This is a genomic window from Corynebacterium sp. UMB10321 (genome assembly GCF_030228725.1).
In the GTDB taxonomy this organism is placed as follows: Bacteria; Actinomycetota; Actinomycetes; order Mycobacteriales; family Mycobacteriaceae; genus Corynebacterium; species Corynebacterium pseudogenitalium.
In genome coordinates this window covers 17,712-30,997 of record NZ_JASOZC010000012.1, presented here as the reverse complement: position 1 = coordinate 30,997, position 13,286 = coordinate 17,712, and the positions used below count along the sequence as shown (strand labels likewise).

Here is a 13,286-nt window from a genome sequence, read left to right as displayed (position 1 = left end):
TCGACCGGAATCGACCCAAAACGCAAAATCGTTCCCGGGCGCGGGAACTTTTTCAAAACGGCAGGAGGAGAAGCCTGCAAACCCCGAAAAACGAAGCGGCCCCGGGCAGAAACCCGGGGCCGCAAAGGCGTTGGAGCCTAACTGACCACTACTTAAAGGTGATCGACGCTGCGCCGCCGATGTGGCGGAGGTTGGAGCGTGCGAGGTCGACCATGCGGCCGACGCCACCGTCGAGGACGGTCTTGGTTGCAGCGGCGGTGAAGCCTTTCATCATGTCCCAGGTGATGTTTGGCGGCATGGACAGGGCGTCCGGGTCGGTGACGATGTCGACGAGGACGGGGCCGTCGTACGCGAGGGCCTCCTTGAGCTTCGGGCGCAGGTCCTTTGGGTCTTCGATGCGGAAGGACTTGATGCCGACGCCTTCGGCGATGTTGGCGTAGTTGACGCCGTCGTGGTCGGTTTCGTGCTCGGGGAAGCCTTGGACGAGCATTTCGAGTTTGACCATGCCGAGTGAGGAGTTATTGAACACGATGGTCTTCACTGGCAGGTTGTGCAGCTTGACGGTGAGCAGTTCGCCGAGCAGCATGCCGAGGCCGCCGTCACCGGACCAGGAGATGACCTGGCGGTCGGGGAATGCGGCTTGGACGCCGATGGCCTGCGGGAGGGCGTTGGCCATGGTGCCGTGCAGGAAGGACGCGGACTCGTCGCGCTTGCCGTTGGGGGTGAGGTAGCGGGAGGACCACACGTTGCACATGCCGGTGTCGACGGTGAAGTAGGCGTCTTCGTCGGCGAGTTCGTCGAGGACGGAGGCGGCGAGCTCTGGGTGGATTGGGGTGCGGGCTTCGCGGGCTTCCGTCGTGTACTTGCCGACGACCGACTCCAGCAGCTCAGCGTGACGCTTCAGCATTGCGTCCAGGAAGGAGCGGTCCTTCTTCTCCTCGATGTGTGGGAGGATGTTTTCGATGACGCTCTTGACGTCTCCGATGACCGGGTAGTGCACCTTGGTGCGGCGGCCGATGTGGGCGCCGTCGATGTCGATCTGGGCGACGTTCTTGCTGGGCAGCCAGTCGGTGTATGGGAAGTCGGTGCCGACCATGATGAAGAGGTCTGCCTTGTCGGAGGCTTCGTGGCAGGCGCCGTAGCCGAGGAGGCCGGACATGCCGACGTCGTATGGGTTGTCGTACTCGATGTACATCTTGCCGCGGAAGGAGTGGCCGACTGGTGCCTTGATCTTTTCGGCGAGTGCGAAGACTTCGTCGCGGGCGTCCTTGGCTCCGTAGCCGCAGAAGAGGGTGACGGTGTCTGCCTCGTTGATGGCTTCGACCAGGCGGGCGGCTTCGGCTGGGTCTGGGTAGACGCGCTTGTTGCCGCCGGTGGCGTAGTTGCCGGACAGAGTTGAGGCGTCGGCGGTGACTTCTTGTGCGAAGACGTCACCTGGGACGACGACGACCGATACGCCGTTGCCGGACATGGTGTTCTGGATGGCGTTGTGGACGACGCGCATGCCCTGGTCGGCGGAGTTTGCCATCTCGCAGTAGGAAGAGCACTCCTGGAAGAGCATTTCGGGGTGGGTTTCCTGGAAGAAGGATGACCCGATGTGGAAGGACGGGATGTGCGAGGCGATCGCGAGGACCTTTGCGCCGTTGCGGTGCGCCTCGAAGAGTCCTTGGACGAAGTGGGTGTTGCCTGGGCCGCAGGATGCGCCGCACACTGCGAGTTCGTCGGTTGCGAGTGCGTCGGAGCCGGCGGCGAATGCGGCGGCTTCCTCGTTGCGCACGTGGACCCATTCGATGCCTTGGGTGCGGACGGCGTCGGAAAGCGGGTTGAGGGAGTCACCGACGAGGCCGTAGATGCGCTTGACGCCGAGCTCCTTCAGCTTGGCAACGAATGCCGAGGCGAAGTTCTGAGCCATTCCTAAAATCTCCTTTTATTTGAAGAATAAATTAACCGCTTATCATGTTACCTTTGTGTCTCCTGGAACTCGAAAGATTGTGTGAGATCTGACACAAAGGCCTCGTCTGTGAAGTAGGCGCTATGTCCGCCCGTCACCCCAGGTAGGACGTGCGCGCCGTAGGCAGGATCAGTTGGCGACGCCCCCAGCACCGCCTGCGGACCGGACCTGGTCCACAGGATCGGATCGTCGGGAGAATCCACGGCGACTACGCGAGAATCCGGCCCTGCCAGTTGTAGGTCGCTCACGTGAGTACCGGCGACGCCGGCGCTGCCGACGAGCCAGAGCTGGTCGGCAAGTAGGCCGTGGTGGACCGCCGCCTCGGTGGCCACGCGTGTGCCATAACTGTGGGCGAGGACCACCCGGTGGGCGTTGGGGAAGCGGTCGGTGAGCGCGAGTTGGAAGGCGGAGAGGTCGTCGGCGCCGTGGCGCGCCGGGCCGGGGTCCAGGCCGTTGACCACGTTGGGTGGCGGGTCGTAGCCCTGCCAGAGGATCACTGTCGCGCCGGTGCGCTCGGCGAGGAACTGCGCACGCGCAAGCTCACCGCCCAAGCCCTCTGGCCGGCCGGTGGATACGCCCGCGACCATGGTGATCACGCGCGCCGGGTCCACCACGTCACCGACCGCCAGCGTCGCCGACACAGGCCCGGCTTCTAGTACGGTCGCGCCCGCGGCCGTGACCAGCTCGCGGCGCGCCGGATCGAGCGTTGTCAGGTTTGTCCGGTGTACCTGGCCAAGGTCCACGCCGTGGTAGGCGATGAGTGGCACGTGTCCGCGAGCCGCCTCCAGCTCCCGCTCGTGCGCCTTGCACAGGGCCTCGAGCTCGGCGGCGCACAGCGTGTCGAAGGTCCGCGAGACCCCGTTCAACACCTGCACGGCCAGCGCGTAGACGGGGCTGCCGCGCAGGGATCGGGCCATCGCGTCGAGGCGCGCCTGCCAGGTGGCGTAGCGGCGTAGCACCTTGGCGGCCTGGGTGAGGTCGTCGGCGGGGTGGGCGAAGGTGGCGTCGACACGCTGGAGGCGTTGCAGAGCCGCGGTAGGTGCGGAACCGCGAAAACCCGCCCCTACCAGGTCGGACCTCGCACCGTGGCACACCTGGGAGCGGGCGCGGAATTCGGCGACGGCGCCATCGATCACGCCCGCGGCGACCATCAGCTGCCCGGCATCCAGGGCTGGGCGGTAGGTGTCAGACATGGCGCAACGCCTCCGCGAGGCGGGTGTCGCAGTGGATGCAGTCGTCCGCAAATGAGGCGATGGATTCCAAGTGCGTGTTGAGGGCGGTGGTGGAGGCGTCGAAAAGCGATTGGGCGCGATCTTCCAGCGAGCGTAACGCGGCGGCGCTGGCGCTGTCGCGCAGCTCAGCGCGGGGGAGCGACGTGTGGGCGACGCGGTGGGAGCGGGCGAGGGACGGGACGATTGTTGATAAATGCATGCACCCATCCTCGAAAACCCGCCGAAGCAGGGCAAGGAAAAACCCCGAAACCCTGTGGATAAAATTTCAGATTCGCTAAAGTTATCCACATGCGTATCGCATTGGCACAATTTACCAGCGGACCTGATAAAATGCGCAACCTTTCGCGCATAGAACCCCAGGTTAGGGAGGCCGCGCGCCGGGGCGCGACGCTCATCGTGCTGCCGGAGGCGGCCTCGCACGCGTTCGGGGCTGGCCGCCTCGACTACCAGGCCGAGGACACCGACGGGCCGTTCACGCAGGGGCTGTTTTCGCTGGCCAAGGAGCTGGGCGTGACCATCGTCGCGGGCTCGTTCCGCCCGGCGGACACCGTCGGCAGCATCAACCGCGTCTACAACACCACCCTCATCCTCGACGGTCACAGCGACACCCCACGCATCCTCACCTATGACAAGGTGCACCTTTACGACGCCCACAGCTACCACGAATCCCGCACCGTCAAGGCCGGCGATACCCTGCTCACGTTCCGGCACGGCGACGCCACCATCGGTGTGGCCACCTGCTTCGACATCCGCTTCCCGGAGCAGTTCAAGGCGCTGGCGGCGATGGGCGCGCACGTCATCGTGGTGCCCACGAGCTGGGCGGACGGCCCAGGCAAGCTTGAGGAGTGGCGCTTATTGACGCGCGCCCGCGCCCTCGACTCCGGCGCGTTCATCGCGGCGGCCGGGCAGTCCCGCCCGAACCACGAGACCGAGGCCGGCGAGAAGTCCGGACCAACCGGCATCGGGTTCTCCACTGTTGTGGCGCCGGACGGGCACCGGATTGTGGAGGCCGGTTACGGCCCCGAACTCCTCGACGCCGACATCGACATCGCGCAGGTCGCGGCCGTGCAGGAGGACGTCCCGCTGATTAGGCTTTCGGAAACTGGACCGCTGCGTCAGTCGCGCATGTAAGGATCCCGCTAGCGCCAGCGGCCTCGAGGGCCTCGCGGTACTCCGCAACTTCGGAGCCCTTGCCACACAGCACGATCTGGTGATCCCACCACGTGCCCGGCGCCGACACGAACGCCGACCCCGGCACCCAAATGGCCTTCGCGGAACTCTCCCCAAACTCGCCCGGGGTCGGCGCGACGCGCGTAACCTGCAGCCAAACTTGAGAATCGGCAAGCGAGTTGATGGTGCGGGTGTCGTAAAAATCGTCCGCGTTGTCCCCGCACAGCACCAGGTGCACCTCGGGGCGGATGCGTTCCTCGATGAGCCCGAACACCACCGACTTCGCAGCCGCCCAACCGGTCCCCACCGCCACGAGCAGCATCTTCGGCCGGTTCGCCCGCACCGCAGGGCCTCGCGCGGCCCCTAGCGTCAGGTAGTCGCCGACCTGGACATCCGGCCCGTCGAGGTGGAACTCCAGCTGCCCGAACCGGTTCGGCGGCACCGCCGGAGCCAACGCCCACCACACGCCCTGGTTGCCCGCGCGCATCACCGGCAGCGCCTGCCCCGCCGCATAGCCCACCGCCGCGGACGCCTCCGCCCGCACGACCCACGCTGACCCGTCCTGTACAACCGAGGTCACCTGCGCCACCGACGCGGCGGCCACCCCGGCCTCGTCAGCCTCCCGCGACACCCGCTCCATCTCGCGGGCCGCCCGCACCAACACCTGCGTATCGACGCCCACAACCCCACCAACGATCTCCGCCACCGCCGGAAACTCCGACGCCGGAAACCCAGTGCGCCGAAGATCCAACGCCCACTCGCGCAGCGGGATAAGGGTTGCCTCAGGGATTGCTGCCCCCGCCGACTCGGACTCCTGGGTGGCGGCGAGGGTGAACGAAGTGGCGTCGACAAGTACTTGGGGCACCTCCGTAGCACCTTCCGGAAAGACCATCGCTGCCTGCGGATACTGCTCCACAATCCGCCCAAACAGGGTGGCGCGCACCTCGGAATCCTGCTCCGCGAGCACTTGCAATGCGGCCGCATTCGGGCCATCCGCGACGGGGGCAAACTTTCTCATAGGGCCAGGGTACTGTTTCTCAGCCTCGGTGAGGTGGACTAGTGTGAGCAGGGAAACAATTAGAGAGAAAGGTGCCGCAGTGGACTACACGCCGTACACACTTCTGACGGATATCGGATGGATCTCCATCCTGCTCATCATCGGAAACGTGCTCCGAAACCGACTGAAAGTGTTACAGGCGCTGCTCCTGCCGGCACCGATCACCGCCGGACTGCTCGGGCTCATCCTCGGGCAAGAAGTCCTCGGCGTGATTCACTGGTCCGACCAAGTCGGCACCTACACAACGCTGCTCATCGCCGTCGTGTTCGCCTCCATGGCCTACTCCATGAACCTCGGCGGCTCCGTTGCCTCAGGTGCCCGCAACATGTGGGGCTACTCGACGGCCATGTTCATGGGCCAGTGGGGCATCTTCATCCTGCTGGGGCTGTACTTCTTCGCGCCACTCTTTGGCACCGAACCATGGTTCGGCATGATGCTCCCGGTCGGCTTCGTCGGTGGCTTCGGCACCGCCGCCGCCGTCGGCTCCGCACTTGAGGACATCGGTATCGCCGAGGCGTCCTCCATCGGCTTCACCTCCGCAACCGTCGGCACCCTGGTGGCCATCGTAGGCGGGGTCATTGCTGCGAACTGGGGTATCCGGAAAGGCAAAGCAACCCAATTGCGCGGCACCCTGCCTGAAGACCTGCGCACCGGCTACATCGCCACCGAGTCCGAGCGTCCCTCCATCGGACGCGCAACCACCAACCCGTCCTCCATCGAACCGCTGGCACTCCACGCCGGATTCATCCTGATCACCGTGCTGATCGCCTACATGGTCAACACCTGGATCAAAGGCATGTGGAGCAACGTCTCCATCCCACTGTTCGCCATGGCATTCGTCATCGGACTCATCGGCCGTGGCCTCCTCGTCGCCTTCAAGCGACCCAACTACCTCGACCGCGAAACCATCTCCACCGTCTCCGGCGCCGCCACCGACTTCATGATCGCCTTCGGCATCGCCTCCATCGTCCCCGCAGCACTCGCCGGGTACTGGCAAGCCCTGCTCATCATGTTCGTGCTCGGCACCGTCTTCTGCGTCGTATGGATGGCCTGGGCCGGCCCGCTCTTCTTCGGCGAAAACTGGCTCGAGCGCGGCATCTTCGGCTGGGGCTGGGCAACCGCCGCCGTCGCGACCGGTATCGCCCTGCTCAAGATGGTCGACCCCAAACTGAAGTCCGGCACTCTCAACGAATACGGTGTGGCCTACGTCGGCTTCGCCCCATTCGAGATCGGTATGACTATCCTCGCCCCAATCGCCATCATCGCCGGGTTTACCACCGCGTTCGGCTGGGTGTCGTTCCTGATCGCCGTTGCGGTGGTGGTCGTGGCGTTCGCGCTGAAGTGGGTGCCCGCCAAGAAACACGGCTCAGGGGCCGTGGCTGCCCAGGAATAGGGCCGGCATTTTTCTAGATGGTAGTAACAGGAATGTAGTAATCCGCTTTTTGGGGCCATTTTCGGGGATTACTACAATCCTGTTACTACCATTTGCGTTTTGACGTGGGGTTTCAGAGCGTTTCCAAGGGCTCGCCGAGCCCCAAAATCTGCAGCGCCACCCCCGAAAACGCCCCACATCCAACCTTGAGTGGAACAGACTCAACTTCTCGTGCGTTAGGGAGAGTGAACAACAAAACAAAACGCAAAGAGAAAGGAAAACGGACATGTCTTCGTTTAACCCAACTACGAAAACGCAGGAGGCGTTGCAGCAGGCGCTGCAGCAGGCGTCGGCGAAGGGCAACCCGGATATTCGCCCGGCGCATTTACTTGAGGCGATCCTGAAGCAGGAGGATGGCATCGCGGCGCCGGTGCTGCAGGCGACGGGTGTGGACCCGCAGACGGTCGCGAAGGAGGCTGCTGAGCTGGTCGATTCCTACCCGAAGGCGGAGGGCCAGAATATGGCGAATCCGAACTTTAACCGTGACGGCCTGAATGCGTTGAACGCGGCGCAGGAGTTGGCGGGCGAACTCGGTGACGAGTTCGTCTCTACTGAGGTGCTGCTGGCGGGTATCGCGCGCGGGAATGATGACGCGGCGGAGCTGCTGAAGAAGCGCGGCGCCACGTTTGAGGCGATTAAGGCGGCGTTCCAGTCGGTTCGCGGCAATAAGAAGGTCACCACTGAGTCGCCGGAGGATCAGTTCCAGGCGCTGGAGAAGTATTCGACGGACCTGACGGCGCGTGCGCGCGAGGGCAAGATTGACCCGGTCATTGGTCGCGATTCGGAGATTCGACGCGTGGTGCAGGTGCTTTCCCGTCGTACGAAGAATAATCCGGTGTTGATTGGTGAGCCGGGCGTCGGTAAGACGGCGATCGTCGAGGGCCTTGCAAGGCGCATCGTGGCGGGCGACGTCCCAGAGTCGCTGAAGGGCAAGACGCTGATCTCCCTGGACCTCGGGTCGATGGTTGCGGGCGCGAAGTACCGTGGCGAATTCGAGGAGCGCCTGAAGGCGGTGTTGGACGAGATTAAGGAGTCCGACGGGCAGATCATCACGTTTATTGACGAGCTCCACACCATCGTCGGCGCTGGCGCCACGGGCGAGGGCGCGATGGATGCAGGCAACATGATTAAGCCGATGTTGGCGCGCGGCGAGCTGCGGCTGGTTGGTGCGACGACATTGGATGAGTACCGCCAGTTCATCGAGAAGGATGCGGCGCTGGAGCGTCGTTTCCAGCAGGTGTACGTGGGCGAGCCGACTGTGGAGGACACGATCGGTATCTTGCGTGGCTTGAAGGAGCGCTACGAGGTGCACCACGGCGTGCGGATTCAGGACTCGGCGTTGGTGGCGGCTGCGGAGCTGTCGAACCGGTACATCACGAACAGGTTCTTGCCGGATAAGGCGATTGACCTGGTTGATGAGGCGGGCTCGCGTCTGCGAATGGAGATTGATTCTTCGCCGCAGGAGATTGATGAGCTGGAGCGTATCGTTCGCAGGCTTGAGATCGAGGAGATCGCGCTGCAGAAGGAGTCCGACGAGGCCTCGAAGGAGCGTCTGACGGATCTGCGCCAGGAGTTGGCGGATCAGCGCGAGAAGCTCGGTGAGCTGAAGGCGCGTTGGTCGAATGAGAAGGCGGAGATCGATAAGGTGCAGGCTGCGAAGGAGGAGTTGGAGCACCTGCGCAACGAGTCCGAGATCGCGGAGCGCGAGGGCGATTACGCGAAGGTGTCGGAGCTGCGCTACGGCCGCATTCCGGAGCTGGAGCAGCAGGTCAAGGACGCTGAGGAGGCGGCGGGGGCGTCGTCAAGGACGATGCTCACGGAGGAGGTTTCTCCTGAGGTGATTGCTGAGGTTGTGTCGGCGTGGACGGGCATCCCTGCGGGCAAGATGATGCAGGGTGAGACCGAGAAGCTGCTGGACATGGAGGCAATCCTGGCTGGCCGCGTTGTGGGTCAGAAGGAAGCTGTCGTGGCTGTGTCGGATGCGGTGCGGCGTTCGCGTGCGGGCGTTGCGGATCCAAACCGTCCGATTGGTTCCTTCCTGTTCCTGGGCCCGACTGGTGTGGGTAAGACGGAGCTTGCGAAGGCGCTGTCGGAGTTCCTCTTCGATGATGAGGCGGCGATGGTGCGCATCGATATGTCGGAGTACGGTGAGAAGCATTCGGTCGCGCGTTTGGTTGGTGCCCCTCCGGGGTACGTCGGCTACGACGCTGGCGGCCAGCTCACTGAGGCTGTGCGCCGTCGCCCGTACTCGCTGGTGCTGTTCGACGAGGTTGAGAAAGCGCACCAGGATGTATTCGACGTGTTACTGCAGGTCCTCGACGAGGGACGCCTCACGGACGGCCAGGGCCGCACGGTGGATTTCCGCAACACGGTGATCATCCTGACGTCGAACTTGGGCGCGGGCGGTGACCGCGAGCAGATCATGAACGCGGTGAAGGCGCACTTCAAGCCGGAGTTCATCAACCGCCTCGATGATGTGGTGGTGTTCGAGCCGCTGACGAAGGAGCAGCTGGTGGGCATCGTCGATATTCAGCTGGGCACGCTCGCCGATCGCCTTGCTTCTCGACGCCTCCAGCTCCGCGTTTCGGCCGCCGCGAAGGCGTGGCTCGCGGACCGCGGCTACGACCCTGCCTACGGCGCGCGTCCGTTGCGTCGCGTGATCCAGCAGGCGATCGGTGACCGGTTGGCGAAGGAGCTGCTAGCCGGCGCGATCCGCGACGGTGACGCGGTGCAGGTTGATGTCGCGGAAGGCGGCGAGGAGTTGGCGGTGTCGGCAGCGAAGTAGCGTTCGGGCTACACTGCTGTCCATGCAACCAACGACGACGATTTACACACGGGTGGCCGTGCCAGGCGTGGAGAACGAGCAACTTGAGGCTCACCAGCTTGGCGGCGGCCACTTCGTTGTTGCATCGGTGCCATTTGTGGATGTGTCGTTGGCGGTGGGGGACATCGTGGAGTGCGTGCGCGTTGGCGGCATGTTCCACGTGAATAAGGTTGTGGTGCGCGGGGGCGCGTCCACGGTGCGGATTTTGCCGCAGGGGGAATCGCCGTTTTCGCTGGCGGAGACGTTGTTGGCGTTTGGTTGCCGGGTGGAGATGGGCCCGGGTGGGATGTTGGCGGCGTCGATAGGGGCGGATTGTCCGAAGGCCGGGATTGATGAATGGTTGGAGGGATTGGCTGCTTCGGGAGTGATCCAGCTCGCACCTGGCTATACAGCGTGAGGCATACGCGTATGGTGTTATGTATGACTGTTTTTATTTCTCCGCAGGAGCTGTACGAACGTATTAAGTCCGGCAAGAAGCAGACGGTGCTCGATGTTTCTTGGGAGCCGGAGGCAGGCAAGGCCTGGCAGAAGTTTCAGTCCGAGCACATTCCGACGGCCGTCTACGGTGACCTGGAGGGCCACCTCGTGGGCATGCCGGGCCGCCGCGAGGGCCGCAATCCGCTGCCGTCACTCGCCGTGATCGATGAGGCGCTCGAGGAGTGGGGCGTCGAGGCGAACCGCCCGGTCTTCATCTACGACCAGGGCTCCGGCGTCTTCGCCGCCCGCGCGTGGTGGATCATGCGCTGGGCTGGCCTGGAGCACGTCCACATTATCGACGGCGGCTTCCGCGAGTGGGAGGCCGAGGGCCTCAAGACCATCGCCGGCCCAGGCAACGTGGTTGTGCCGCGCGACCTGGAACTGGAGGGCAGCAAGCTTCCGGTGGCGACGCTGGAGGACGTACAGCAGTTCGAGGGCATCCTGATTGATGCGCGTGATGAGAAGCGCTTTGCTGGGCGTCGAGAAGTACTGGACTTGAAGGCGGGCCACATCCCGTCTGCGCTGAACCTGCCGGCGGCGGACCTGTTCTGCAAGGAAACGAGGAAGGTCAAGGAGACGGACTACATCCGCGACCGCTTCGCAAGCCTGGGAGTGACGCAGAATACGGACCCGGCGAAGATGATTACGTACTCGGGTTCGGGCAACCACTCCGCGCTGCTCATCGCGGCGATGGAGCACGCGGGCCTGCCGGTGGCCACGCATTATGTGGGTGGCTGGTCGCAGTGGAGTGCACGGTTGGGGAATAAGGTCGCCACGGCACTGTAGTATCAATCTTCGATGATTGCTTACGTGTTGTTTGGGCTGGCCGCGCTGCTCGTGGTCGCGGCTGTCTGGTTGTGGTTTGCACCTGCGTCTCCCTCCTTATCGACGCCCCCTCCGCCACCAGCCGAGCCCTCGCCTGAGGCTGAGCCGGACGTGGAGCCTGAGGTCGAAGAGGAGCCTGCGCTCGAGGTGGAAGAGGAACCGGAACCCGAACCGGAACCTGCGCCGGAGCCAGAGCCACAGCTAGAGCTGGAACAGGCCCCGGAGCCGGAGCCGGAGCCCGAGCCAACACCGGCGCCCGAGCCTGCCCCGAAGCGCCCGCACCGCATGTCGGGCCTGCAGCTGCCGGGCGCGTCGCGCCGGGAGCGCCGCCTGTGGGCGGAGCAGCACGGCTTCCGCTTCTCCAAGGTGGATGAGTACCTGGTCGACGAGTGGCACCGGGGTGCGGCGGCGTCCGGTGCGGAACCGCGCGATGTCGTGGCGGGCCAGGTCTACGGCCATGATGTTCGCGTGGTGGACCTTGGCGGTGTGACGGTGGTGGCCGTCGCAACGGGTGAGGTCAGCGACATCGTGGTGGATATGCGCCGCCCGCAGTTCCAGGCGGATTCCTCGGCGGATTTGGTGCTGGTGGAAACCGTCGAGGGCTTCGAGCTGTTCACGAATGAGCCCGGTCCCGTCCTGCGCTTCATCGATGTGCGCGTGCGCACCGCCCTGCGCGAGATGCCCGAAAGCGTGTGCGCGGTGTGGTGCGAACAAGACTGGGTGTTGGCCCAGCTGGAGCGCGGTTCGACGCCACAGGACTGGGAGGACACGTTCGCGCCGCTGGCGTTGCTGGCGGACGCGGCACGCACGCTGCCACCGCGCGAGGCGGCGGCGCTTGCGCCGGTGCTCGGTGCCGAGGAGGCACTTGAGCCGGAGACCCCGCAGGTGCAGCGCCCGGAGGAACCACTTGAGCTGCCGACCCGCGTGACGGGCGGCGGATTCGGCGAGTTGGAGGACCACGAGGTCGGTGCGGATTCTGTGGCGCCGATCGCGGACGGTTCACCTGCCGAAGACGACGCGGAGCTCTATGATTTGACCAGAGTGCGCCGCGAGCAGCAGCCCTCCACAATTTTCAACGACACGTCAGACACCCCGGACACCGAGAAGGAGCCAACCGATCATGAACGATAAAGCACGCCTCGCAGAGCTGGTGAAGGAACTGGCCGTGGTGCGCGGCAAGGTCACGCTTTCCTCCGGGAAGGAGGCGGACTACTACGTGGATCTGCGTCGTGCGACGTTGCACCATGAGGCTGCGCCGCTGATCGGCAAGCTGTTGCGTGAGATGACGGCGGACCTGGAGTTCGACGCGGTCGGTGGTCTGACGCTGGGTGCGGACCCGGTGGCCACGGCCGTGATGCACGCCGCCGGCCGCCCGATCGACGCGTTCGTGGTGCGCAAGGAGGCGAAGAAGCACGGGATGCAGCGCCGGATTGAGGGGCCGTCGATTGTTGGCAAGAAGGTCCTCGTGGTGGAGGACACCACCACGACGGGCAACTCGCCGCTGACCGCGGTGGAGGCCGTGCGCGCTGAGGGCGCGGAGGTCGTCGCGGTGGCCACCGTGGTGGACCGCGCAACCGGCGCCGCCGACGCCCTGCACGAGGCCGGCCTGGACTACCGATTCCTGCTGGGGCTCGAGGACCTTGGACTCAACTGAGCAGGCTGAGCAGGCCAAAGGACCGACGGAGTGGAATGAGGGCCGCCACGGCGTAGGCCCGTGGGAGGGCCCGTGGCCGGATGACCCCCGCCTGGATCCGCAGTTTTTGGAGGAGGGGGATCGTCGCAACGTAGTGGACGCTTACCGCTACTGGTCGCTGGAGGCGATCCGCGAGGAGCTGGATCAGCGGCGCCACCCGTTCCACGTCGCGATTGAGAACTTTGAAAACGACGCCAACATCGGCACCGTGGTGCGCACCGCGAACGCGTTTCTGGCCGAGGAAGTCCACATCATTGGGCGGCGGCGCTGGAACCGGCGCGGCGCGATGGTGACGGACCGCTACCAGCACATCCGCCACCACGCGACGATCGAGGACTTCGCCCAGTGGGCCAAGGAGCACGACCTGCCGATTGTGGCGATCGATAACACGCCCGGCTGCGTGCCGCTCGAAACGGCGGAACTTCCGCAGCGCTGCGTGTTAGTGTTCGGGCAGGAAGGTCCCGGCATTACGGACGAGACGCAGCGCGAGGCGTCGATGACGTGCTCGATTGCGCAGTTCGGCTCGACGCGTTCGATTAACGCTGGTGTTGCTGCGGGCATCGCGATGCACGCGTGGATACGCCAGCACGCCGACTTGAGTACTGCTTGGTGAAAGGTGAAGGTT

12 protein-coding genes are annotated in these 13,286 nt (G+C 64.7%); 8 read left to right on the top strand and 4 right to left on the bottom strand.

The annotated features are described in order from the left end of the window. Window positions 1–148: 148 nt before the first annotated feature. From QP752_RS10035 to QP752_RS10025, 3 genes are read right to left on the bottom strand one after another with little or no spacing between them, the layout of a single operon-like run. Window positions 149–1,912, bottom strand: a complete 1,764-nt coding sequence (locus QP752_RS10035) for a pyruvate dehydrogenase (RefSeq protein WP_284805418.1) — start codon at window positions 1,910–1,912, stop codon at window positions 149–151. 47 nt (window positions 1,913–1,959) lie between these two features. Beyond that, window positions 1,960–3,195 carry an alpha/beta hydrolase gene (locus tag QP752_RS10030; RefSeq protein WP_284805417.1) on the bottom strand — a complete coding sequence of 412 codons (1,236 nt, stop codon included), beginning with the start codon at window positions 3,193–3,195 and terminating at the stop codon, window positions 1,960–1,962. Then, the gene (locus QP752_RS10025) at window positions 3,137–3,382 is read right to left on the bottom strand and encodes a hypothetical protein (RefSeq protein ID WP_284805416.1); all 246 of its coding nucleotides are present in this window, start codon (window positions 3,380–3,382) and stop codon (window positions 3,137–3,139) included. The genes QP752_RS10030 and QP752_RS10025 overlap by 59 nt, the downstream gene beginning before the upstream one ends. Window positions 3,383–3,471: 89 nt before the next feature. Here QP752_RS10025 and QP752_RS10020 point away from each other — a divergent pair, with 89 nt between their 5' ends. Then, window positions 3,472–4,314: a carbon-nitrogen hydrolase family protein gene (locus QP752_RS10020; protein ID WP_284805415.1), complete on the top strand. Its 843-nt coding sequence runs from the start codon at window positions 3,472–3,474 to the stop codon at window positions 4,312–4,314. Here QP752_RS10020 and QP752_RS10015 read toward each other — a convergent pair. After that, a complete protein-coding gene (locus tag QP752_RS10015) occupies window positions 4,271–5,371 on the bottom strand; it encodes a hypothetical protein (RefSeq protein WP_284805414.1) in 1,101 nt (366 codons plus the stop codon). The genes QP752_RS10020 and QP752_RS10015 overlap by 44 nt on opposite strands. Window positions 5,372–5,450: 79 nt before the next feature. Between QP752_RS10015 and QP752_RS10010 the strand changes: the two genes are divergently transcribed. The 7 genes from QP752_RS10010 (at window position 5,451) to QP752_RS09980 (ending at window position 13,274) form a co-directional block, all read left to right on the top strand. Beyond that, the gene (locus QP752_RS10010; protein ID WP_284805412.1) at window positions 5,451–6,803 is read left to right on the top strand and encodes a sodium/glutamate symporter; all 1,353 of its coding nucleotides are present in this window, start codon (window positions 5,451–5,453) and stop codon (window positions 6,801–6,803) included. Between the two features lie 265 nt (window positions 6,804–7,068). Beyond that, window positions 7,069–9,627, top strand: coding sequence for an ATP-dependent chaperone ClpB (clpB, locus tag QP752_RS10005; protein ID WP_284805411.1), 2,559 nt, complete (start codon window positions 7,069–7,071; stop codon window positions 9,625–9,627). Between the two features lie 22 nt (window positions 9,628–9,649). Continuing rightward, window positions 9,650–10,063 (top strand): DUF4265 domain-containing protein, encoded by a 414-nt coding sequence (locus QP752_RS10000; RefSeq protein WP_070479576.1) that lies wholly within the window; start codon window positions 9,650–9,652, stop codon window positions 10,061–10,063. A gap of 23 nt (window positions 10,064–10,086) precedes the next feature. Further along, window positions 10,087–10,929 carry a sulfurtransferase gene (locus tag QP752_RS09995; protein ID WP_256000819.1) on the top strand — a complete coding sequence of 281 codons (843 nt, stop codon included), beginning with the start codon at window positions 10,087–10,089 and terminating at the stop codon, window positions 10,927–10,929. A 12-nt stretch (window positions 10,930–10,941) separates the two neighbouring features. Next, entirely contained in the window at window positions 10,942–12,099 is a 1,158-nt protein-coding gene (locus QP752_RS09990; protein ID WP_284805409.1) for a hypothetical protein, read from the top strand. Next, entirely contained in the window at window positions 12,089–12,622 is a 534-nt protein-coding gene (gene pyrE, locus QP752_RS09985) for an orotate phosphoribosyltransferase (RefSeq protein ID WP_256005602.1), read from the top strand. The genes QP752_RS09990 and pyrE overlap by 11 nt, the downstream gene beginning before the upstream one ends. Then, the gene (locus tag QP752_RS09980; RefSeq protein WP_070361824.1) at window positions 12,609–13,274 is read left to right on the top strand and encodes an RNA methyltransferase; all 666 of its coding nucleotides are present in this window, start codon (window positions 12,609–12,611) and stop codon (window positions 13,272–13,274) included. Before pyrE ends, QP752_RS09980 begins: the two co-directional genes overlap by 14 nt. The last annotated feature ends 12 nt before the right edge of the window (window positions 13,275–13,286 follow it).